This window comes from Xanthobacter cornucopiae (genome assembly GCF_043195065.2).
Taxonomy (GTDB): domain Bacteria; phylum Pseudomonadota; class Alphaproteobacteria; order Rhizobiales; family Xanthobacteraceae; genus Xanthobacter.
The window spans coordinates 1,803,303-1,824,907 of sequence record NZ_CM195531.1 but is presented as its reverse complement, the minus strand read 5'-3'; the positions used below and the strand labels follow the sequence as shown (position 1 = coordinate 1,824,907).

The 21,605-nt window shown below is 66.6% G+C and carries 18 protein-coding genes; all 18 read left to right on the top strand.

All coding sequences use genetic code 11. The features are described 5' to 3' along the window. The first annotated feature begins 161 nt into the window (after window positions 1-161). The 18 genes from V5F53_RS08170 to V5F53_RS08085 all read left to right on the top strand — a co-directional run bounded on the left by V5F53_RS08170 (window position 162) and on the right by V5F53_RS08085 (window position 21,582). Complete coding sequence (locus tag V5F53_RS08170) at window positions 162-863, top strand: hypothetical protein (RefSeq protein WP_393997195.1); 702 nt, start codon at window positions 162-164, stop codon at window positions 861-863. Between the two features lie 277 nt (window positions 864-1,140). Continuing rightward, a complete protein-coding gene (locus tag V5F53_RS08165) occupies window positions 1,141-3,390 on the top strand; it encodes a DUF3300 domain-containing protein (RefSeq protein WP_509212987.1) in 2,250 nt (749 codons plus the stop codon). A 439-nt stretch (window positions 3,391-3,829) separates the two neighbouring features. Beyond that, window positions 3,830-4,195, top strand: coding sequence for an NADH-quinone oxidoreductase subunit A (locus tag V5F53_RS08160; RefSeq protein ID WP_393997108.1), 366 nt, complete (start codon window positions 3,830-3,832; stop codon window positions 4,193-4,195). Beyond that, window positions 4,186-4,770 carry a NuoB/complex I 20 kDa subunit family protein gene (locus tag V5F53_RS08155; RefSeq protein ID WP_393997107.1) on the top strand — a complete coding sequence of 195 codons (585 nt, stop codon included), beginning with the start codon at window positions 4,186-4,188 and terminating at the stop codon, window positions 4,768-4,770. The genes V5F53_RS08160 and V5F53_RS08155 overlap by 10 nt, the downstream gene beginning before the upstream one ends. 30 nt (window positions 4,771-4,800) lie before the next feature. Next, window positions 4,801-5,409 carry an NADH-quinone oxidoreductase subunit C gene (locus V5F53_RS08150; RefSeq protein ID WP_393997106.1) on the top strand — a complete coding sequence of 203 codons (609 nt, stop codon included), beginning with the start codon at window positions 4,801-4,803 and terminating at the stop codon, window positions 5,407-5,409. An 11-nt stretch (window positions 5,410-5,420) separates the two neighbouring features. Next, on the top strand, window positions 5,421-6,641 hold the full coding sequence (locus tag V5F53_RS08145) for an NADH-quinone oxidoreductase subunit D (RefSeq protein WP_393997105.1): 1,221 nt from the start codon (window positions 5,421-5,423) through the stop codon (window positions 6,639-6,641). Window positions 6,642-6,721: 80 nt separating this feature from the next. Next, window positions 6,722-7,384 (top strand): NADH-quinone oxidoreductase subunit NuoE, encoded by a 663-nt coding sequence (gene nuoE / locus V5F53_RS08140; protein ID WP_393997104.1) that lies wholly within the window; start codon window positions 6,722-6,724, stop codon window positions 7,382-7,384. A gap of 5 nt (window positions 7,385-7,389) precedes the next feature. Further along, window positions 7,390-8,685 (top strand): NADH-quinone oxidoreductase subunit NuoF, encoded by a 1,296-nt coding sequence (nuoF, locus tag V5F53_RS08135; protein ID WP_393997103.1) that lies wholly within the window; start codon window positions 7,390-7,392, stop codon window positions 8,683-8,685. 375 nt (window positions 8,686-9,060) lie between these two features. Further along, window positions 9,061-11,139, top strand: coding sequence for an NADH-quinone oxidoreductase subunit NuoG (nuoG, locus tag V5F53_RS08130; protein WP_393997102.1), 2,079 nt, complete (start codon window positions 9,061-9,063; stop codon window positions 11,137-11,139). Between the two features lie 103 nt (window positions 11,140-11,242). Continuing rightward, the gene (gene nuoH, locus V5F53_RS08125; protein WP_393997101.1) at window positions 11,243-12,262 is read left to right on the top strand and encodes an NADH-quinone oxidoreductase subunit NuoH; all 1,020 of its coding nucleotides are present in this window, start codon (window positions 11,243-11,245) and stop codon (window positions 12,260-12,262) included. Window positions 12,263-12,314: 52 nt separating this feature from the next. After that, entirely contained in the window at window positions 12,315-12,803 is a 489-nt protein-coding gene (gene nuoI, locus V5F53_RS08120) for an NADH-quinone oxidoreductase subunit NuoI (protein WP_393997100.1), read from the top strand. Window positions 12,804-13,098: 295 nt separating this feature from the next. Continuing rightward, window positions 13,099-13,719 (top strand): NADH-quinone oxidoreductase subunit J, encoded by a 621-nt coding sequence (locus tag V5F53_RS08115; RefSeq protein WP_393997099.1) that lies wholly within the window; start codon window positions 13,099-13,101, stop codon window positions 13,717-13,719. Window positions 13,720-13,729: 10 nt separating this feature from the next. Further along, window positions 13,730-14,038 carry an NADH-quinone oxidoreductase subunit NuoK gene (gene nuoK / locus V5F53_RS08110; RefSeq protein ID WP_393997098.1) on the top strand — a complete coding sequence of 103 codons (309 nt, stop codon included), beginning with the start codon at window positions 13,730-13,732 and terminating at the stop codon, window positions 14,036-14,038. A gap of 4 nt (window positions 14,039-14,042) precedes the next feature. Further along, window positions 14,043-15,968, top strand: a complete 1,926-nt coding sequence (gene nuoL / locus V5F53_RS08105) for an NADH-quinone oxidoreductase subunit L (RefSeq protein ID WP_393997097.1) — start codon at window positions 14,043-14,045, stop codon at window positions 15,966-15,968. A gap of 5 nt (window positions 15,969-15,973) precedes the next feature. Next, window positions 15,974-17,485, top strand: coding sequence for an NADH-quinone oxidoreductase subunit M (locus V5F53_RS08100; protein WP_393997096.1), 1,512 nt, complete (start codon window positions 15,974-15,976; stop codon window positions 17,483-17,485). Window positions 17,486-17,498: 13 nt separating this feature from the next. Next, the gene (nuoN, locus tag V5F53_RS08095) at window positions 17,499-18,929 is read left to right on the top strand and encodes an NADH-quinone oxidoreductase subunit NuoN (RefSeq protein ID WP_393997095.1); all 1,431 of its coding nucleotides are present in this window, start codon (window positions 17,499-17,501) and stop codon (window positions 18,927-18,929) included. Window positions 18,930-18,932: 3 nt separating this feature from the next. Beyond that, window positions 18,933-19,700: a biotin--[acetyl-CoA-carboxylase] ligase gene (locus V5F53_RS08090; protein ID WP_393997094.1), complete on the top strand. Its 768-nt coding sequence runs from the start codon at window positions 18,933-18,935 to the stop codon at window positions 19,698-19,700. Window positions 19,701-19,911: 211 nt separating this feature from the next. Then, window positions 19,912-21,582, top strand: coding sequence for a ribonuclease J (locus V5F53_RS08085; RefSeq protein ID WP_393997093.1), 1,671 nt, complete (start codon window positions 19,912-19,914; stop codon window positions 21,580-21,582). Window positions 21,583-21,605: the final 23 nt, after the last annotated feature.

Here is a 21,605-nt window from a genome sequence, read left to right as displayed (position 1 = left end):
GGGGCCGGCTCCGTACCTCCCTCGGAGCGGATCAAGACCGGCTGGCCGGGTTTGCCCGCATCCGAACGCCGTCCTGAAGGAATCGTCCCATGCCGTCTTTCCTCTCGCCGGCCGTCGGCGCTCTCCTTCCGCGCATCAGCCCTGCGCGGCGGGGTGCGGGGATGCGGGCCCTGGCGCTCGCGGGAGTCCTCGTCGCGGCGGCCAGCCTGCCGGCGCGGGCCCTGGACCCCGCCCTGGCCCCGGCTCCGGCCTCGGCTCCGGCGTGGCCGGATTCCCTGGCGGGACGGCTGGCGGCGCTCGCCCTGGTGCAGACCCTGAATGCCGATCTGTTGAGCCATCCAAGCGCGACCCTGACCCTGGATCGCTGGTGCGCTGATCATCGGCTCGCGCCGGCGGGAATGAAGATCGTCGCCGACCGGGTCAAGGACGTGGACAAGCCGGCTGACGCCGCCGTGCGCGAGGCGTTGCAGGTGGGGCGGGAGGAGAAGGTCGCCTATCGGCGCGTCCGCCTGCGCTGCGGCGACCGGGTGCTGTCGGAGGCGGATAATTGGTATGTCCCGGCGCTGCTCACGGACGACATGAACAGGATTCTCGACACCACCGACACACCGTTCGGCCGTGTCGTCCAGCCCCTGTCCGCCCGTCGGCGCACCTTGTCGGCTGAGCTGCTGTGGCGACCGTTGCCGCAGGGTTGGGAGATGGGGGCCACCCTTCCCCCGGCCTCCGGCGCCCCGCTGGCGCCGCCGTCGCACGTGCTGCAACACCGGGCGGTGCTGGCGCTGCCGGACGGCCGGCCCTTCAGCGCCCTGGTCGAGACCTATACCGGCGAGGTGCTCGGCTTTCCCTGGATTGCGGGGCGATAGGGCGTCGCGGCGCATTTTCCGATCGAGAATCGGGGGGTGTCGCCCGAAACAGCAGGCGTGGCCAACTCCAGCAGGAGCGCGCCAGACGGCGGGTGCGAGCGGGAAGGAGCGGGGAGGGGCAGAGCCGCTTCCGGCTTCGACCGGGCCTGCGGGCACCGGCCGGAGCCGCAGGTGCGCTTGCGCGCTGAAAGGGATGGGGTCCCGCGCGGGCCGCATGGACTTAACCGTCTGATCGACCTAGGCTCCACTTCCACGCGACGGATCGCGGGAGGACGGTATGGGGCGGCGAACGAGGCAGTCGGGGCCGAACGCGCGCATGAGCGAGGGGCCGGCGGGATGGTCGCGATGTGCCATCGCGCTGGTGTTCGGATGGTCCTCCACCGTGGGGCCGGTGCTGGCGCAGACCTATCCGGGGCCGGTTGCCAGTCCGTCCGCCACCGCGCCCGGGGGACTTCCGGGCGGTTCGCCGGTGGCCGGGATGGGCACCCACGAATCGGTTGCGGCCCCGGGGTCGACGGCGGCGCCCGTGGCCCCCACGAGTTCTGCACCGGACGTCGGCGCCCCGGCGGCGCTGCCCTTCGCGCCCCCTGCGGCGGCGCCTGCCGCGCCCCCGCCCGCACCCGCGGCGGTCGCCCAGGTGCCTGCTCCGGTCGCCCCGCCCGCTCCAGCTCCGGAGATGGCGCCCGAGGCGGCGCCTGAGGCGCCCGCGCAAGCCTATGCCCCCGCTCAGGCCGATGCGGCTGCTCCGGCGGACGCCGCCGTGCCGGCCGCAAACCTTTACACCCTGGCCGAGCTGGAGCCGCTGCTCGCACCCTATGCCCTTTATCCGGACACGCTGCTGGCCCAGTTGCTGCCCGCCACCGCCTATCCGGTGGAGATCGTGCAGGCCGCGCGTTGGCTGGACAGCCACAAGACGGCGGTGGCCAAGGGCGATTTCTCCGGGATCGACAGCCAGAAGTGGGATCCCACCGTCAAGGCGCTGGCGCGCTTTCCGGAGGTGATCCGGAAGCTCAATGCTGACCTGGAGGCGACCACCGCCATCGGCTACGCCTTCGTCAATCAGCCGCAGGACGTGTCGGTGGCGATCCAGGCCCTGCGCGCCAAGGCCGAGGCCGCAGGCAACCTGAAAAGCACCCCGCAGCAGGTGGTCACGACCCAGCGGAGCTCTGGCGGCGGGGGCGGCAGCACCATCTACATCACGCCCGCCAAGCCGGACGTGGTTTATGTACCACAATACGATTACTCCACCGTCTACACGGCGGTTGGGGCTGGGTTGCTGGGCTTCGGCGCTGGCGTGCTGGTGGGCAATGCCTGGAACAATTCCTGGAATTGGGGCGGCGGCTGGGTCTATCCGCCGGTGTGGCCGGGCTATCCTGGCTGGCGTCCGCATCCGCCGCGCCCCGGCCCCGGCCCCTGGCCGGGTCCTGGCCCCTGGCCGGGCCCGGGTCCACATCCGGGACCGGGTCCTTGGCCGGGTCCGGGGCCGCATCCGGGACCGGGCCCCTGGCCGGGTCCGGGGCCGCATCCGGGTCCAGGCCCGCGCCCGCCCGGTCCGGGGCCCTGGCCCGGACCGGGGCCGCGTCCGCCGTATCCGGGTCCCGGAGGAGACGTGAAGCCGTGGCGCCCTGATCCGGGCCGATTCCCAGGCGGGGTGATTGGCCCCGGCGGTCCTGGCCGCCCCGGTGGTCCCGGTGGTCCCGGCGGGGTGATTGGCCCCGGCGGTCCTGGCCGCCCCGGTGGCCCCGGCGGTCCTGGCCGCCCCGGTGGTCCCGGTGGTCCCGGCGGGGTGATTGGCCCCGGCGGTCCTGGCCGCCCAGGCGGTCCCGGTGGTCCCGGCGGTGTGATTGGCCCCGGCGGTCCTGGCCGCCCCGGTGGTCCCGGTGGTCCCGGCGGTGTGATTGGTCCCGGCGGTCCTGGTCGCCCCGGTGGTCCCGGTGGTCCCGGCGGGGTGATTGGCCCCGGCGGTCCTGGCCGCCCCGGTGGTCCCGGTGGTCCCGGCGGGGTGATTGGCCCCGGCGGTCCTGGCCGCCCCGGTGGTCCCGGTGGTCCCGGCGGTGTGATTGGTCCCGGCGGTCCTGGTCGCCCCGGTGGTCCCGGTGGTCCCGGCGGGGTGATTGGCCCCGGCGGTCCTGGCCGCCCCGGCGGTCCCGGTGGTCCCGGCGGGGCGGGGGGCAAGCCGCCGTTGAGCGGGCCCGGAGCGCGGCCGATCAAGCCGGGTGGCGCCGGGTCTGCCTCTCCCTACGGGGGATTGGCTGGACCGGGCGGACGTCCCATGCGGCCGGTCGGTCCCGCGAAGAAGCCGGCCTACGGCTACGGCGGTGGTCCTGGGACCCTGAAGCCGTCGCATGGCTATGGTGGCCGGCCCGGCACGTTGAAGCCGCCGCAGATGCGGCCGCCGAAGGGGGGGATGCCCTCCATGGGGGCGGGAAACCGCGCCCGGCCGGCGCAGTTCCGAGCTCCGCCACGCGGCGGGGCACACATGACGCCCCGCGCGCCCAGTCGCGGTGGCGGCCGTATCGGTCGCTGATCCATGCGGGCCGGCTTAACGCCGGCCCGTTTTCTTTTCGGCCGGCGGGCGCGCACCGGAAAGCGGCGGACGTGTTTCCGCCGCTTTCCGGTGCGAAAAGGCACGGGTGAGAATCGAAGCGCGCGGCGCTTGGCGATCCGCCAGCGAGCGAACCTTCCGGCATGGCCTTTCCGGCTTCGAAATCCGCAGGTTCGGGCTGGAATTTTGTTGTCCGACGCCGCCGCCAACGCTGCGCGTGATGGCTCGAAAATAGATTTATCTCAATGCCTTGGACGCGGACTACGGGATGCGCCGCGATGCGCCCTTGACCGAACCGCGCACTTGCCTCCCAACAGGGGCTGCGATAAGGCTGCGGCGTCGTTTCGAACTTCTCCAACCGAGGCCGGGCGGTACCGCTTTCCCAAAGCGCATCGTCCATTCGCCCCGAGGTGCGGGCAACATGAACGCCTTGCTCATGGACTATCTGCCGGTGGTGATCTTCATCGGCGTGTCGCTGGTGATCGGATTGGCGCTCCTGGTGTCGCCTTTCATCGTGGCCTACAGCAATCCCGATCCCGAGAAGCTGTCGGCCTACGAATGCGGCTTCAACGCCTTCGATGACGCCCGCATGACTTTCGACGTGCGGTTCTATCTGGTGTCGATTCTTTTCATCATCTTCGATCTGGAAGTTGCGTTCCTGTTCCCCTGGGCCGTCAGCTTCGGCGGGTTGGGTGATCTCGGCTTCTGGTCCATGATGATGTTCCTCGGCATTTTGACCGTCGGCTTCATCTATGAGTGGCGCAAGGGAGCTCTAGAATGGGACTGACCCCTTCTGCGACCCGGCCGGAGATCGCCCCGGCCCCCAAGGGCATCATCGATCCCTCGACCGGCAAGCCGGTCGGCGCGACCGACCCCTTCTTCAAGGAAGTGAACGCGGAGCTCGCCGACAAGGGCTTCCTGCTCACCACCGCCGACGATCTGGTCACCTGGGCGCGCACCGGCTCGCTGATGTGGATGACCTTCGGCTTGGCGTGCTGCGCGGTGGAGATGATGCAGGTCTCCATGCCGCGCTACGACGTGGAGCGATTCGGCTTCGCGCCCCGCGCCTCGCCGCGCCAGTCGGACGTGATGATCGTCGCCGGCACGTTGACCAACAAGATGGCGCCCGCCTTGCGTAAGGTCTACGACCAGATGCCTGAGCCGCGCTACGTCATCTCCATGGGCTCGTGCGCCAATGGTGGCGGCTACTATCATTATTCCTACGCGGTGGTGCGCGGCTGCGACCGCGTGGTGCCGGTGGATATCTACGTGCCGGGCTGTCCGCCCACGGCGGAAGCTCTGCTCTACGGCGTGCTGCTGCTGCAGAAGAAGATCCGCCGCATCGGCACCATCGAGCGCTGATGCCACGAGGCTCGGGACGGGATTGTTGAGATGGATGAGACGCTGAAGGATCTGGCTGCTCATATCACCGGCGTGCTGTCTGGCGCCGTGACGGGCTGGACGCTTGCGTTCGGCGAGCTCACCCTGGAGCTGGAGCCGGCCCAGATCGTGAAGGTGGCCACCTTCCTGCGCGATGACCCGGCCTGCCTGTTCCAATGCATCGTGGACGTCTGCGGCGTGGACTATCCGGAGCGCGAGAAGCGCTTCGACGTGGTCTATCACCTGCTCTCGCTGAAGCAGAATGCCCGCATCCGCCTCAAGGTGAAGACCGACGCGGATACTCCGGTGCCGTCCCTGTGCGGTGTGTTCGCCGGCGCCAACTGGTTCGAGCGCGAGGCGTACGATCTGTACGGCATCCTGTTCACCGGGCATCCGGAGCTGCGCCGCCTGCTCACCGATTATGGCTTCGACGGCTATCCGCTGCGCAAGGACTTTCCCACCTCCGGCTATGTGGAGGTGCATTACGACGACGAGCTGAAGCGGGTCGTTTACGAGCCCGTGCGGCTGGCGCAGGAATTCCGCAACTTCGACTTCCTCTCCCCCTGGGAGGGCGTGGAATACGTCCTGCCGGGTGACGAGAAAGCCTCGAAGGCCGGCTGAGGGAGCGAAAGATGGGACAGGAACTCGCAACCACCGCCGAAGAGCTGAAGCCGGCCGACAAGGTCCGTAACTTCAAGATCAATTTCGGCCCGCAGCATCCCGCCGCCCACGGCGTGCTGCGCATGGTGCTGGAGCTGAACGGCGAGGTCGTGGAGCGGGTGGACCCGCATATCGGCCTCCTGCATCGCGGCACCGAAAAGCTGATCGAAACCAAGACCTATGTCCAGGCGGTGCCGTATTTCGACCGGCTGGACTATTGCGCGCCCATGAATCAGGAGCATGCCTACTGCCTGGCGGTGGAAAAGCTCCTGGGCGTCGAGGTGCCGCTGCGCGGGCAGCTCATCCGCGTGCTGTATTCGGAGATCGGGCGGCTGCTGTCGCACCTCCTCAACGTCACCACGTTCGCCATGGACGTGGGCGCGCTCACCCCGCCCCTGTGGGGGTTCGAGGAGCGCGAGAAGCTCATGATCTTCTATGAGCGGGCCTCCGGCAGCCGCATGCATGCGGCCTACTTTCGGCCCGGCGGCGTGCATCAGGACCTGCCGCGGGCCCTGGTGGAGGACATCGGAACCTTCTGCGCGACCTTCCCGCAGGTGCTGGACGACCTCGACCGTCTCGTCACCGGCAACCGCATCTTCAAGCAGCGTACGGTCGACATCGGCTATGTGTCGCTGGAAGACGCCTTGGCGTGGGGCTTCTCGGGGGTGATGGTGCGCGGGTCGGGTGCCGCCTGGGACCTGCGCCGCGCTCAGCCTTATGAATGCTATTCGGAGCTCGACTTCGACATTCCGGTGGGCGTCCACGGCGATTGCTATGATCGCTATGTGGTGCGCATGGAAGAAATGCGGCAGTCCACCAAGATCATGCAGCAGTGCGTGGAACGCCTGCTGAAAACAGCGGGTCCGGTGTCCACGTCCGATGGCAAGGTCTCCCCGCCGTCGCGTCGCGACATGAAGCGTTCCATGGAAGCGCTTATTCATCACTTCAAGCTCCACACCGAGGGTGTCCGCGTGCCCGCCGGTGAGGTTTATGCCGCCGTCGAGGCGCCCAAGGGCGAATTCGGCGTGTATCTGGTTTCCGACGGCACCAACAAGCCTTACCGCTGCAAGATCCGCGCGCCAGGCTTCGCCCACCTGCAGGCGATGGATTTCCTCTCGCGCGGCTACATGCTGGCCGACGTGTCGGCCATCCTGGGCTCGCTCGATATCGTGTTCGGCGAGGTGGATCGTTGATGCCCCGCCTTTTCGCCATCCGCCCGATGCGTGAGCGCCGCAAGCCGGCCCGCTCCGCCGCCGGCCTGGAGGTCTGACAGATGACCGTTCGTCGCCTTGCTGCCGAGCAGCCCGAGAGCTTCACCTTCCCGCCCGAACTGGAGGCGATCGCCCAGGCGCTGGTTGCCAAGTATCCGGAGGGCCGCGAGGCCTCGGCCGTGGTGCCACTGCTGTGGGAAACCCAGAAGGCGGCTGGCGGCTGGCTGCCGGAGCCGGCGCTGCGCGCGGTGGCGGACCGGCTGGGGATGGCGCACATCCGGGTACTGGAGGTTGCGACCTTCTACACCATGTTTAACCTCGCCCCAGTCGGGAAATATTTCGTGCAGCTGTGCGGTACGACGCCCTGCATGCTGCGCGGCTCCGACGACATCAAGGCGGTGTGTCAGAGGCGCATCGGCGACCAGAGCCATGTGTCGGCCGATGGCAATTTTTCATGGCTGGAAGTAGAGTGCCTGGGCGCCTGCACTAATGCTCCCATGGTACAGATCAACGACGATTTCTTCGAGGATCTCACTGCTGAGACCTTCGAGAAGCTGCTGGACGACCTCGTCGCCGGCCGCCCGGTGAAGGTGGGTCCGCAGAACGGGCGCCACGGCTCGGAGCCGCTGGGCGCGCCGGTCACCCTCACTGATCCCGCCCTTTATGCGCCGCGGCCGAAGGCGGAGGAGGCTTCCTCCACGCCGGCGCCGACTCCCGGGGAGTGACGCCTATGCTCGCCGACAAGGATCGCATCTTCACCAATATCTATGGCCTTCAGGATTTTTCCCTGAAGGGCGCGATGGCGCGCGGCCATTGGGATGGCACCAAGGGCATCCTGGAGAAGGGCCGCGACTGGATCATCAATGAGATGAAGGCGTCCGGCCTGCGTGGCCGTGGCGGAGCGGGCTTCTCGACCGGCCTGAAGTGGTCGTTCATGCCCAAGCAGTCGGACGGGCGGCCGCATTATCTGGTGGTGAACGCCGACGAGTCCGAACCCGGCACCTGCAAGGACCGTGAGATTCTGCGCAACGATCCGCACACGCTGATCGAAGGCTGCCTGATTGCCTCCTTCGCAATGGGCGCGCACGCGGCATACATTTATGTGCGCGGCGAGTTCATCTATGAGCGCAAGCGCCTGCAGCAGGCGATCGACGAGTGCTACGCGGCCGGCCTGCTGGGCAAGACCAACGTCCACGACTATCCCTTCGACCTCTATGTGCACCACGGCGCCGGAGCCTACATCTGCGGCGAGGAGACGGCGCTGCTGGAGAGTCTTGAAGGCAAGAAGGGCATGCCACGGCTGAAGCCGCCCTTCCCAGCCAATATGGGCCTCTACGGCTGTCCCACCACGGTGAACAACGTGGAGAGCATCGCGGTGGCGCCAACCATCCTGCGGCGCGGCGCCTCCTGGTTCTCGTCCATCGGGCGGCCCAATAACGTCGGCACCAAGCTCTATGGCATTTCCGGCCACGTGAACCGGCCGTGCGTCGTGGAAGACGCGATGGGCATTCCCTTCAAGGAACTCATCGAGAAGCACGGCGGCGGTGTGCGCGGGGGCTGGGACAATCTGCTGGCGATCATTCCTGGCGGCGCGTCCTGTCCGGTGGTTCCGGCCGAGCAGTGCGAAGACCTGATCATGGACTTCGACGGCCTGCGCGCGGTGAAGTCCTCGTTCGGCACTGCCGGCGTGCTGGTGATGGACAAGTCCACCGACATCGTGAAGGCCATCGCGCGCATTTCCTATTTCTTCAAGCACGAGAGCTGTGGCCAGTGCACGCCGTGCCGCGAGGGTACGGGCTGGATGTGGCGCGTGGTCAACCGTATGGCGGAAGGCCGCGCCCACAAGAGCGAGATCGATCTGTTGCTGGAGGTCACCACGCAGATCGAGGGCCACACCATCTGCGCGCTTGGCGACGCCGCGGCGTGGCCTGTGCAGGGCCTCATCCGGCATTATCGCCACGTGATCGAGGAACGCATCGACCAATATGCGGCCAATCCGCATCCGCATCCAGTGGCGGCGGAATGAGGTGACAGCGCTCGCGCGCCTCCGCTGCTTTGCGGCGGATGGAAGCGTCAAGGGCGACGATGGCTGACCAGGTGCGATCCCCGGGCTCTTCGGGACCGCAGTCTGGGAACGGCGAGATGGCGGCGATCTGATCGGGTGCCGATCGGGGGAGGGCCAGATCGTGGTCCATGGTTTCGCGGTTGGGTGAGGAAGGGGTTTGATGGCCGGAAATCGGCCGGTGAAACCCCTGGAGAGTGAGATGGGGAACCTAGGCAGTGCTCTGCAGCGCTCCGTGGTTCACAGGCCCGCCCTAGCGGGGGTCTGACGGGAAGGCCGCCTGAAGAGCGGCTTGAGACGAGGTCCGCGCACGGCGCGGTACAAGGCGAGGTGGAAGGGATGGCGAAGATCGTCGTCGACGGCACAGAGGTCGAGGTCCCGGCCGAGTACACGCTGCTGCAGGCGTGCGAGGCGGCGGGCGTCGAGATTCCGCGCTTCTGCTTCCATGAGCGCCTGTCTATTGCAGGCAATTGCCGCATGTGCCTGGTGGAAGTGAAGGGCGGGCCGCCCAAGCCCACCGCGTCATGCGCCATGGCGGTCAAGGACCTGCGTCCCGGTCCCAATGGCGAGCCACCGGTGGTGCTCACCAAGAGCCCGATGGTGAAGAAGGCGCGCGAAGGCGTGATGGAGTTCCTGCTCATCAACCATCCGCTCGATTGCCCCATCTGCGACCAGGGCGGCGAATGCGATCTGCAGGACCAGGCCATGGCCTATGGCGCTGATACCTCGCGCTTCGCTGAGAACAAGCGCGCGGTCGAGGACAAGTATATCGGCCCGCTGGTGCGCACGTCCATGACGCGGTGCATCCAGTGCACCCGCTGCGTGCGCTTCACCACCGAGGTCGCCGGCGTGCCGGACCTTGGCGCCATCGGGCGGGGCGAAGACACCGAGATTACCACCTATCTCGAGAACGCCATGCGTTCCGAGTTGCAGGGCAATGTCGCTGACCTGTGTCCAGTGGGCGCCCTGACCCACAAGCCCACCGCCTTTCACGCCCGCCCGTGGGAACTGATCAAGACCGAATCCATCGATGTCATGGACGCGGTCGGATCGAACATCCGCGTCGATACGCGCGGCCGCGAGGTGATGCGCATCCTGCCGCGCATCAACGACGGGGTGAACGAGGAATGGATTTCGGACAAGTCCCGTTATGTGTGGGACGGCCTGAAGGTCCAGCGGCTCGACCGTCCTTATGTGCGCAAGGGCGGCCGGCTGGTGCCGGCGTCCTGGACCGAGGCCTTTGGGGCGGTCGCCGCGAAGGTGAAGGCCGCGCGTCCCGAGCGGATCGGCGCCATTGTTGGCGATCTCGCGAGCGCGGAAGAAGTGTTCGCGCTCAAGGCGCTGATCGGCAAGCTGGGCTCGCAGAACATCGACGCGCGCCAGGACGGCGCCGGTCTTGATCCGACGCTCGGTCGCGCCAGCTATGTGTTCAACCCCTCCATCGCCGGCATCGAGGATGCAGACGCCATCCTGCTGGTGGGTACCGATCCGCGCCACGAGGCGTCGGTTCTGAACGCGCGCATCCGCAAGCGGTGGCGCCAGGGCGGGCTCAAGGTGGGTGTCGTCGGGCCCCAGGTGGATCTCACCTATTCGTATGAATATCTCGGTGCGGGGGCTGAAAGCCTCGCCGATCTCGCCGGCACCGGCAGTTTCGGCGAGGTGCTGCGCCAGGCCGAGCGTCCGCTGGTGATCGTCGGCCAGGGTGCGCTCGCGCGGCCCGACGGGGCCGCCATCCTGTCGCTCGCGGCGCGGGTCGCAGTGGCGAGCGGGGCGGTCAAGGAGGGCTGGATCGGCTTTGCCGTCCTGCACACAGCGGCGGCGCGTGTCGGCGCGCTCGATGTCGGCGCGGTGCCGGGGCCGAAGGGGCTCGATACCGCCGCGATGTCGGCGCCCGGCGCGCTCGATGTGGCTTTCCTGCTGGGTGCCGACGAGGTGGACGTGGCTCCGGGCGCGTTCGTGGTCTATATCGGCACCCATGGTGATCGGGGCGCCCATCGCGCGGACGTCATCCTGCCGGGCGCGGCTTATACCGAGAAGTCTGGCCTTTATGTGAATACCGAGGGCCGGGTGCAGCTTGCCCGTCGCGCGGCGTTCCCGCCGGGCGAGGCGCGCGAGGATTGGGCGGTCCTGCGCGCGCTCTCGGAGGTGCTCGGCCAGACGCTTCCGTTCGACAGCCTGTCGGCGCTCCGCTCGAAGCTGGTGGCAGCGTTCCCGCACTTCGGACGGGTGGATGAGATCGCGCCGGCCGATGGCGGCGCGATCGCCGCCCTGGCGAAGCGGGGGGGGGCGGTGGAGAAGGCGCCGTTCGTCTCCGCGATCACCGATTTTTATCTGACAAACCCCATCGCCCGCGCGTCCGCCGTCATGGCGGAATGCTCGGCGCTGCGCGCGGCGTCGGCCGCCGAAGCCGCGGAGTGAGGCGGATGGGCACGTGGCGGCAGACAACAGATCGCGCCGGTAGCGGCGCGCGGGGCACGGGCCAGCGCCTGCGTCCGGCAAGCGTTGGGGGGCGATAGAACCGATGGACTGGCAGGATACCCTTATCCAGGTGCTGATCATCATCGGCCAGAGCTTGGCTCTGCTGGTGGCGCTCCTCGTCTTCATCGCCTACATCCTGCTCGCCGACCGCAAGGTGTGGGCGGCGGTGCAATTGCGGCGCGGGCCGAACGTGGTGGGGCCGTTCGGCCTGTTCCAGTCGTTCGCGGATCTTCTCAAGTTCGTCCTGAAGGAGCCCACCATTCCGGCGGGCGCCAACAAGGTGCTGTTCCTGCTGGCGCCGCTGGTCACCTGCGTGCTGGCCCTGGCAGCCTGGGCGGTTGTTCCCATCGCCGATGGCTGGGTGATCGCCGACATCAATGTGGGCGTGCTGTATATCTTCGCGATTTCGTCGCTCGGCGTGTACGGCATCATCATGGGCGGCTGGGCTTCGAACTCGAAGTATCCCTTCCTGGCGGCCCTGCGGTCTGCGGCGCAGATGGTGTCCTACGAAGTCTCCATCGGCTTCGTCATCATCACCGTGCTGATGTGCGCCGGGTCGTTGAACCTGTCGGCCATCGTCGAGGCGCAGAATGGCCGCTTCGGCCTGCTGAATTGGTATGTTCTGCCGCTTCTGCCGATGTTCGTGATCTTCTTCGTCTCGGCGCTGGCGGAAACCAACCGTCCGCCGTTCGATCTGGTGGAAGCCGAGTCCGAACTGGTCGCCGGCTTCATGACCGAGTACGGCTCCACGCCCTACCTGCTGTTCATGCTGGGCGAGTACGTGGCCATCATGACCATGTGCGCCCTCGCCACCATCCTGTTCCTGGGCGGTTGGCTGTCGCCGCTGCCGTTCGCGCCCTTCACCTGGGTGCCGGGAGTGGTGTGGTTCGTGGTGAAGCTGTGCTTCATGTTCTTCCTGTTCGCGATGGCCAAGGCCATCGTACCGCGCTACCGCTACGACCAGCTCATGCGGCTCGGCTGGAAGGTGTTCCTGCCCATTTCGCTCGTGGCCGTGGTTCTGGTGGCCAGCGTCCTGCACTTCACGGGGAATGCGCCCCAATGATCGTGCACTCCACCCTTCAGAAGAGCCGCTCGAACGCGGCGGGAGAGCGCCCATGAAGCTCGATCAGGCCGCGCGCGCCCTGTTGCTGACGGAGCTGGTCTCCGCCTTCTTCCTGACCATGCGGTACTTCTTCCGCCCCAAGGCCACGCTCAACTATCCGTTCGAGAAGGGGCCGCTCTCGCCTCGCTTCCGCGGCGAGCATGCGCTGCGGCGCTATCCGAATGGCGAGGAGCGGTGCATCGCCTGCAAGCTTTGCGAAGCCATCTGCCCGGCGCAGGCCATCACCATCGAGGCGGGGCCGCGTCGCAACGACGGGACGCGGCGCACCACCCGTTATGACATCGACATGGTGAAGTGCATCTATTGCGGCTTCTGCCAGGAGGCCTGCCCGGTGGACGCCATTGTCGAGGGGCCGAATTTCGAGTTCGCCACGGAAACCCGTGAGGAACTGTATTACGACAAGGACAAGCTGCTCTCGAACGGCGACCGTTGGGAGCGCGAGATCGCGCGGTCCATCGCGCTTGACGCGCCGTATCGGTGAGGGCGGTCGGCGCGGGTTCCGGCCCGCGTCGCCAAGGGTTCGAGCGCCGTGACGGCACGGCGTGGCCATCGGCGGGGCCTTCGGGCACGTTCGGGGCACGCCATCTGAAGTTGTGAGCGGGACGCGTCCACCGGATTGCCGGACGGGCGGTTGGCCGTTCGAAATGGTGGACTTTTAGGATGGGTCAGAGCTATCGACGCATCGGCCGCGCGGCGTCCGGGTCCGTGATGGGCACCGGCCATCCCAGTGCGGCTCAAAAGAGCGCGGAACTGGCGCGCAGGGGGGGGCTCTCCGCATGAGTGTCGCGGCGGTGTTTTTCTATCTCTTCGCGTTCGTGCTGGTGGGGTCGGCCTTCATGGTCATCTCCTCGCGCAACCCGGTTCAATCGGTTTTGTTCCTCATCCTCGCGTTCGTGAACGCGGCGGGCCTGTTCCTGCTGGTGGGGGCCGAATTCCTGGGCCTGATTCTGGTGGTGGTTTATGTCGGCGCCGTGGCGGTGCTGTTCCTCTTCGTCGTGATGATGCTCGACGTGGACTTCGTGGAACTGCGCCAGGGCTTCCTGCAATACCTGCCCATTGGCGTCCTGGTGGGGCTGATCTTTCTGGCGGAGCTGCTGCTGGTGGTTGGCGCGTGGGCGACCGGGCCGGGGATCACGGCGGCGGTGACGGCGCACGCCGGGGTGGCGCAGGCGGCGGACGTGGGCAATGTCCAGGCGCTCGCCCGGGTGCTGTACACCGACTACATCTATTTCTTCCAGGCAGCAGGCTTCATCCTGCTGGTGGCCATGATCGGTGCCATCGTGCTGACCCTTCGCCACAAGCCGAATGTAAAGCGCCAGAACATCTCCGCTCAGGTCGCGCGCACGCCCGAAGCCGCCATCAAGGTGGTCAAGGTGCGCCCTGGCCAGGGGCTTTGAGGGGGTCGCCATGGAAATCGGTCTTTCCCACTACCTTACGGTGGCGGCGATCCTGTTCACGCTCGGGACGCTCGGCATCTTCCTGAACCGGAAGAACGTCATCGTCATCCTGATGTCGGTCGAGCTGATCCTGCTGTCGGTGAACATCAATCTGGTGTCGTTCTCGGCTTTCCTGGGGAACCTCACCGGGCAGGTGTTCGCGCTGCTCGTGCTCACGGTCGCGGCGGCGGAAGCAGCCATCGGTCTCGCCATCCTCGTGGTGTTCTACCGCAACCGCGGTTCGATCGCCGTCGAGGACATCAACGCCATGAAGGGCTGAGGCCATGTATCAGGCCATCGTCTTCCTGCCGCTGGCAGGCTTCCTCATCGCGGCGCTGTTCGGCCGGGCCATCGGCGCCCGCGCCAGCGAAGTGGTGACCACCACCTTCCTGTTCATCGCCTGCCTGTTCGCCTGGATCACCTTCGCCGGCGTCGGCTTCGACGACCAGGGGGCGCGTGTCCAGGTGCTGCGTTGGATCTATGTCGGCGCTCTTAAGATCGACTGGGCGTTGCGCATCGACACGCTGACCGCGATCATGCTGGTGGTGATCACGACGGTGTCGAGCCTCGTGCACCTGTATTCTATCGGTTATATGCACGAGGATCCGAGCCGGCCGCGGTTCTTCGCCTACCTGTCGCTGTTCACCTTTGCCATGCTCATGCTGGTGACGGCCGACAATCTGGTGCAGTTGTTCTTCGGCTGGGAGGGGGTCGGCCTCGCCTCTTACCTGCTGATCGGCTTCTGGTACGAGAAGCCCTCGGCCAACGCGGCCGCCATGAAGGCGTTCGTGGTCAACCGGGTCGGCGACTTCGGCTTCATGCTGGGCATTTTCGGCGTGTTCGTGATGACCGGCTCGGTGGCGTTTGACCAGGTGTTCGCGGCGGCGCCGTCGTTGGCCGGCAAGACCATCACCTTCCTCAGTCACCAATGGGACGCGCCCACGGTGATCGCGCTGCTGCTGTTCGTCGGTGCCATGGGCAAGTCGGCGCAGCTGCTGCTGCACACCTGGCTGCCCGACGCCATGGAGGGACCGACCCCGGTCTCGGCGCTGATCCACGCGGCGACCATGGTGACCGCCGGCGTGTTCATGGTGGCGCGCATGTCGCCCATCTTCGAGCTGTCGCAGACGGCGCTCAATGTGGTGATGCTGGTAGGTGCCACCACCGCCTTCTTCGCCGCCACGGTGGCATTGGTCCAGAATGACATCAAGAAGGTGATCGCCTACTCCACCTGCTCGCAGCTCGGCTACATGTTCGTCGCCATGGGCGCCGGGGCCTATTCGGTGGGCATGTTCCACCTTCTGACCCACGCCTGCTTCAAGGCCCTGCTGTTCCTGTGCGCCGGCTCCGTGATCCATGCCATGCACCATGAGCAGGATATGCGGCACATGGGCGGTCTGCGTAAGAAGGTTCCCTTCACCTACGCCATGATGCTGATCGGAACTTTGGCCATCACCGGTTTCCCCTGGACGGCCGGCTATTATTCGAAGGACGCCATCATCGAGGCAGCGTACGCCAGCCACAATTACTTCGCGCTCTACGGCTGGGCGATGACCGTGATCGCCGCGGCGCTGACGTCCTTCTACTCCTGGCGCCTCGTGTTCATGACCTTCTTTGGCAAGCCCCACGACCACCACCATTACGACCATGCCCATGAATCGCCGCTGGTGATGACGGTGCCGCTGGGCGTGCTGGGTGTCGGTTCCCTGGTGGCGGGCTTCGCGCTCTATAACGTGTTCGTGGGCGAGGGCGTGGGCGAGTTCTTCCGGCATTCCATCTTCATGGGTGCGGAGAACCACATCCTTCACGCGATGCACGAGATCCCTGAGGCGATCGTTCTGGCGCCGACGGTGATGATGGTGCTGGGCTTCCTGGTGGCCTACTGGTTCTACATCGTGAACCCGAAGGTGCCGGTGGCGCTGGCGAGGTCGCAGGACGGGCTCTACCGCTTCCTGCTCAACAAGTGGTACTTCGACGAACTGTACAACGCCGTGTTCGTGAAGCCGGCGCTGGCCATCGGTCGGGTGCTGTGGAAGCGGGGCGACGGCGCGATCATCGACGGGCTTGGGCCCGACGGTGTCTCGGCGCGGGTGCTCGACGTCACCGGCCGCGTGGTGCGGCTGCAGACCGGTTACCTCTACCATTACGCCTTCGTGATGCTGATCGGCGTCGCGGCTCTTCTCTCCTGGTTCATGTTCTCCGGAGTGTGACGACGATGACCGACTGGCCCATCCTTTCCGTCGTCACCTTCCTGCCGCTGGTCGGCGCCCTGTTCATCTTCGTGGTGCGGGGCGACGACGAGGTGGCCGCGCGCAACGCCCGCTGGGTGGCGCTGTGGACCACGCTGGTGACGTTCGTCGTGTCGCTGCTGATGCTGCCGGGATTCGACCCGGCGGCTCCCGGCTTCCAGTTCGTGGAGAAGAAGGCGTGGCTCGGCGACATCGCCGCCTATCACATGGGCGTCGATGGCATCTCGCTGCCGTTCGTCATTCTGACCACCTTCCTCATGCCGTTCGCCATCCTCGCTTCCTGGGAGAGCGTGCATAAGCGGGTGAAGGAGTACATGATCGCGTTCCTGGTGCTCGAGACCTTCATGGTCGGCACCTTCTGCGCTCTCGATCTGGTTCTGTTCTATTTCTTCTTCGAGGCCGGCCTCATCCCGATGTTCCTCATCATCGGCATCTGGGGTGGTCCGCGGCGCATCTATGCTGCGTTCAAGTTCTTCCTCTACACGCTGACCGGCTCCGTGCTGATGATGCTCGCCATCATGGCCATGTATTGGCAGGCGGGCACTACCGATGTGCCGACCCTGCTGACCCATGGCTTCCCGGTGGGGATGCAGATCTGGCTATGGCTTGCCTTCTTCGCCTCGTTCGCGGTGAAGATGCCCATGTGGCCGGTGCACACCTGGTTGCCTGACGCCCACGTGGAAGCGCCCACGGCGGGCTCGGTGATCCTGGCCGGCGTGCTGCTGAAGATGGGCGGCTATGGCTTCATCCGCTTCTCGTTGCCCATGTTCCCCGAGGCGAGCCATTATTTCGCGCCGCTGGTGTTCGCCCTTTCGGTGGTGGCGATCATCTACACCTCGCTGGTGGCCCTGGTTCAGGAAGACATCAAGAAGCTGATCGCCTATTCGTCTGTGGCCCACATGGGTTTCGTCACGATGGGCATCTTCACCATGAACGAGCAGGGCCTGCAGGGCGCCATGTTCCTCATGATCTCCCACGGCTTCGTCGCGGGCGCGCTGTTCCTGTGCGTGGGCGTCATCTATGACCGCATGCACACCCGCGAGATCGCCGCTTATGGCGGCCTCGTGAATCGCATGCCGCTCTACGCCACGGTCATGATGATCTTCACCATGGCGAACGTGGGCCTGCCGGGGACTTCGGGCTTCGTCGGTGAGTTCCTGACCATGCTGGCGGCGTTCGAGGCCAACACCTGGGTGGCGTTCCTCGCGGCCACGGGCGTGATCCTTTCGGCCGCCTATGCCTTGTACCTCTATTGGCGCGTGATCTTCGGCAAGCTGGAGAAGGACAGCCTGAAGGGCATCCTCGACCTGTCGCCCCGCGAGATCACCATCATGGTGCCGCTGGTCATTCTCACCATCCTGTTCGGGGTGTGGCCGGCGCCCATTCTCAACATGACCTCCCATGCGGTGAACGCGGTCGTCGCGCGCACCGACCAGGTGGCGGGCGCGGTGAAGACCGCGCTCCTCCTCACCTTCTGATTTCGAGGTAGCTATGACGCAGCTCCTGCCTCCGCTCGGCGCTGTCCTGCCCGAGCTGGTGCTCGCCATCTCCGCCATCGCGCTGATCCTCATCGGCGCGTTTCGGGGGGAGGGAGCGGCCAACTTCATCACTGGCCTCGCCATCGCGGTGCTCGCGGCGGCTGGAGTCCTGGTGCTTCTGGGTCCGGGCGGGGAAACCGTGGCGTTCCACGGCTCTCTCGTGCTCGACCCGTTCGGCCGCTTCATGAAGGTGCTCGCCATCTTCGGAGCCACCGTCTCGCTCATTATGGCGGTGGATTGGCAGAACCGGGAGAAGCTGGCGCGGTTCGAATACGCGGTCCTGTTCGTAATCGCGACGCTCGGCATGTGCATGCTGGTGTCGGCCGGCGATCTGATCGCGCTCTATCTCGGCCTTGAGCTGATGAGCTTCTCGCTTTACGTGCTGGCGGCCATCAATCGGGATTCGGTGCGCTCGACCGAGGCGGGGCTCAAGTATTTCGTGCTGGGGTCGCTGTCGTCAGGCATGCTGCTTTATGGCTCGTCTCTGGTTTACGGCTTCACCGGCTCGGTGAATTTCGAGGTCATCGCGACCGTGGTGAAGGAGCCGACCATCGGCCTCATCTTCGGCCTGGTGTTTGTGCTGGCGGGCCTGTGCTTCAAGATCTCGGCGGTGCCGTTCCACATGTGGACGCCGGACGTCTATGAAGGCGCGCCGACGCCGGTCACCACCTTCTTCGCAACCGCTCCTAAGGTGGCCGGCATGGCCATCTTCATCCGGGTGGTGCTGGAGGCGTTCCCCCACGTCGGTCACCAGTGGCAGCAGATCGTCGCGTTCGTGTCGATCGCATCCATGGTGCTCGGCGCCTTCGCCGCTATCGGTCAGCGCAACATCAAGCGGCTGCTGGCCTATTCCTCCATCGGCCACATGGGCTTCGCGCTGGTGGGCCTGGCGGCGGGCACGGCGGAGGGCGTGCGCGGCGTGCTGGTCTACGTAGCCATCTATGTGGCGATGACGCTCGGTTCGTTTGCCTGCGTGCTCACCATGCGGCGGCAGGGCCGGGCTGTGGAAAACATCGACGAGCTGGCCGGGCTGGCGCGCAACAATCCGTTGATGGCGTTCCTGTTCGGTGCGCTCATGTTCTCGCTTGCCGGCATTCCGCCGCTGGCTGGCTTCCTGGCCAAATACTATGTGTTCGTCGCGGCGATCCAGGCGGGCCTCTATGGCCTCGCGGTGATCGGCGTGCTAGCCTCCGTGGTCGGCGCCTTCTACTATCTGCGGGTCGTCAAGATCATGTATTTCGACGAGCCGGCAGATGCCTTCGATCCCATGCCGACCGAGCTGAAGGCGGTGCTTGCGGTGAGTGGCCTGTTCACCATCTTCTATTTCGTCTATCCCGCTCCTCTTATCGAGGCGGCGGGCGCCGCTGCCCGCTCGCTCTTCTGATCGATGGCACAATACGAATTCCAGGGTTCCACGGTTCCCATCATCCGTTTCACCGAGATTGGCTCCACCAATGCGGAGGGTCTCGCCCGTCTTGCGCGCGGCGAGACCTTGCCGGTCTGGCTGGTTGCGGATATCCAGACGGCCGGGCGGGGCCGTCGGGGCCGTCCATGGACCTCGGAACTCGGCAATCTCTTCGCCACTCTGGTGCTGCCCAATCCGGCGCCGCTGGCCAATCTGGCGCAGCTGTGCTTCGTGGCTGGCTTGGCGCTGCGAGACGCGGTGCTGGCCGCCGCGCCGCAGATCGCTCAGGATACGCTCAAGCTCAAATGGCCGAACGATCTGCTGCTGAATGGCGGCAAGCTGGCGGGCATTCTGGTGGAGGGCGGCACCGATGCCGCAGGTCGGCCAGCGGCGGTCATCGGCTTCGGCGTGAACTGCCTGCATCATCCCGATGAGCTGCCGTACAAGGCGACGAGCCTTGAGGAGGCGGGCGCGCCCACCGCACCCGATCGCCTGCTGGAGGCGCTCGACCTCGCCATCGCCGTGCGGCTCAACCAATGGCACGCTGGAGCCGGGTTTTCGGCGATCCGCTCCGATTGGATGCGGCACGCTCTGGGCATGGGCGATCAGGTCAGCGTCAAGATCGGTGAGCGCGAGGTGGTTGGCCGCTTTGAGAACATCGATGCGCGGGGCGCCATGATGTTGCGCCGCCGGGATGGGATCGCGGAGATCATCACCGCAGGTGACGTGTCGTTGCGCCTGCCGGAGTGAAGGGCCGCGCCGGCGGAGAACCCCGCTGGGAACGCGCGGTCCAGGCGGGCGTGGGATGCGGTGAGGCTTGCGGAGCCAGCGCTGCCTCCACGGCGCATGGCGCGATTGGAAGCATAAGGTTCGGACCTGGACAGATCCGGGTGATTCTTGGGGCCTCCACCGTCCGCATCTGTGAGCGGCGCGCAGGCCATCGGTGGAAGTGATCGGTTAAATGGCGGTATCGGACGAACTCGTGTTCGCCCCCCTCGGCGGGGTTGGTGAAATCGGCATGAATCTCGCGCTCTACGGCTTCGGGCCGAAACGGGAGCGCGCGTGGCTCATGGTGGATTTCGGCATGAGCTTCGCCGGCGACGAGGCGCCCGGGGTTGATCTGGTGCTGCCGGACATCCGCTTCCTGGAGGCGGAGAAGAAAAACATCGTCGGGCTGGTTATCACCCATGGCCACGAGGATCACGTGGGTGCGGTGCTGGACCTCTGGCCGCGCCTCCAGTGCCCCATCTACACCACCGCGTTCACGGCGGGGCTGCTGGAAGCTAAGCGCGCGGGCGAGCCCGGAGCGCCGCAATCCCTGCCGGTGACGGTGGTGCGCTCGGGGGGGCTGGTGCGGCTGGGGCCGTTCGAGGTGGAGTTCGTGCCGGTCGCGCATTCCATTCCCGACAGCCACGCGCTGGCCATCCGCACGGCAGCGGGTCTCGTGGTTCACACGGGTGACTGGAAGCTCGATCCGACCCCGCTGGTGGGCTCGCCCACCGATACCGCTCGGCTGGCGGAACTCGGCGATGAAGGTGTGCGCGCCATTGTCTGCGATTCCACCAATGCCATTCGCGACGGTGTCTCCCCCTCGGAACTGGACGTGGTGGCGTCGCTGAAGGAGATCGTGGCCCAGGCGAAGCATCGCGTCGCCTTCACCACCTTCTCCTCGAACGTAGCGCGCGTGCGCGGCATCGCCGAGGCCGCGCTGGCGGCGGGGCGCGAGGTGGTGGTGGTGGGCCGGGCGCTGGAGCGCGTGATCGCGGTGGCCCGCGAGCAGGGGATGCTGGACGGCATTCCCGCGTTCCACAGCGCTGATGCCTATGGCTACCTGCCACGTGAACGGGTGGTGGCGATTCTCACCGGCAGCCAGGGCGAGCCGCGCGCCGCGCTACGTCGCATTGCCGACGACGACCACCCGGAGATCGCTCTTTCTCCCGGCGATCTGGTGGTGTTCTCGTCCCGCACCATTCCGGGCAACGAGAAGGTGGTCAATCACATCATCAACGCGCTGACCAAGCGCGGAGTGGAGGTGCTGACCGACCGTGACCGGCTGGTGCATGTCTCCGGCCATCCGCGCCGCGGCGAGTTGGAGAAGATGTACGCTCTGGTGCGGCCGCAGGTGGCAGTGCCGGTGCATGGCGAGGCGCAGCATCTGCACGCCCACGCCAAGCTGGCGCAGAGCCTCGGCGTGCCGGAGGTGGTCAATTGCTATGACGGGCAGATACTGCGTCTTGCTCCGGGCCCCGCGGAGCGGGTCGGGGAGGTGCCGTTTGGCCGTCTCTACAAGGATGCGCGGCTGCTGTTGCCCGAAGGCGGACGCACCTTGCCGGAGCGGCGGAAGCTGAGCTTCGTCGGCGCGGTTTCCGTGGCGGTGGCCATCGATAAACACGGCGGCATCGCCGGCGACCCGTCGGTGGAGCTGTCGGGCGTCCCGGAGCGGGGGGAGGGCAATGTGGACATGCTCGACCGTGTCCTCGACACCGTGGTCTCCACGCTCGAAGGGCTGCCCAAGGCACGCCGGCGGGATGCGGATGCGCTGGCGGAGACGCTGGAGCGGGCGGTGCGCGGGGCGGTGAACGCGGTGTGGGGCAAGAAGCCCGTGTGCCATGTGCACGTTCTGGAAGTGTGACGGGTGGAACGACGGCCGGCCGG

Bases quoted from the DNA above. Each gene is read 5' to 3' on its own strand.
- nuoN (WP_393997095.1), top strand. From the start codon at position 17,499: ATGACGCAGCTCCTGCCTCCGCTCGGCGCTGTCCTGCCCGAGCTGGTG.
- nuoK (WP_393997098.1), top strand. From the start codon at position 13,730: ATGGAAATCGGTCTTTCCCACTACCTTACGGTGGCGGCGATCCTGTTC.
- V5F53_RS08165 (WP_509212987.1), top strand. From the start codon at position 1,141: ATGGGGCGGCGAACGAGGCAGTCGGGGCCGAACGCGCGCATGAGCGAG.
- nuoI (WP_393997100.1), top strand. From the start codon at position 12,315: ATGAAGCTCGATCAGGCCGCGCGCGCCCTGTTGCTGACGGAGCTGGTC.
- V5F53_RS08150 (WP_393997106.1), top strand. From the start codon at position 4,801: ATGGATGAGACGCTGAAGGATCTGGCTGCTCATATCACCGGCGTGCTG.
- V5F53_RS08085 (WP_393997093.1), top strand. From the start codon at position 19,912: ATGGCGGTATCGGACGAACTCGTGTTCGCCCCCCTCGGCGGGGTTGGT.
- V5F53_RS08160 (WP_393997108.1), top strand. From the start codon at position 3,830: ATGAACGCCTTGCTCATGGACTATCTGCCGGTGGTGATCTTCATCGGC.
- V5F53_RS08100 (WP_393997096.1), top strand. From the start codon at position 15,974: ATGACCGACTGGCCCATCCTTTCCGTCGTCACCTTCCTGCCGCTGGTC.
- nuoL (WP_393997097.1), top strand. From the start codon at position 14,043: ATGTATCAGGCCATCGTCTTCCTGCCGCTGGCAGGCTTCCTCATCGCG.
- V5F53_RS08115 (WP_393997099.1), top strand. From the start codon at position 13,099: ATGAGTGTCGCGGCGGTGTTTTTCTATCTCTTCGCGTTCGTGCTGGTG.
- nuoH (WP_393997101.1), top strand. From the start codon at position 11,243: ATGGACTGGCAGGATACCCTTATCCAGGTGCTGATCATCATCGGCCAG.
- V5F53_RS08090 (WP_393997094.1), top strand. From the start codon at position 18,933: ATGGCACAATACGAATTCCAGGGTTCCACGGTTCCCATCATCCGTTTC.
- nuoE (WP_393997104.1), top strand. From the start codon at position 6,722: ATGACCGTTCGTCGCCTTGCTGCCGAGCAGCCCGAGAGCTTCACCTTC.
- V5F53_RS08145 (WP_393997105.1), top strand. From the start codon at position 5,421: ATGGGACAGGAACTCGCAACCACCGCCGAAGAGCTGAAGCCGGCCGAC.
- V5F53_RS08155 (WP_393997107.1), top strand. From the start codon at position 4,186: ATGGGACTGACCCCTTCTGCGACCCGGCCGGAGATCGCCCCGGCCCCC.
- nuoG (WP_393997102.1), top strand. From the start codon at position 9,061: ATGGCGAAGATCGTCGTCGACGGCACAGAGGTCGAGGTCCCGGCCGAG.
- nuoF (WP_393997103.1), top strand. From the start codon at position 7,390: ATGCTCGCCGACAAGGATCGCATCTTCACCAATATCTATGGCCTTCAG.
- V5F53_RS08170 (WP_393997195.1), top strand. From the start codon at position 162: ATGCGGGCCCTGGCGCTCGCGGGAGTCCTCGTCGCGGCGGCCAGCCTG.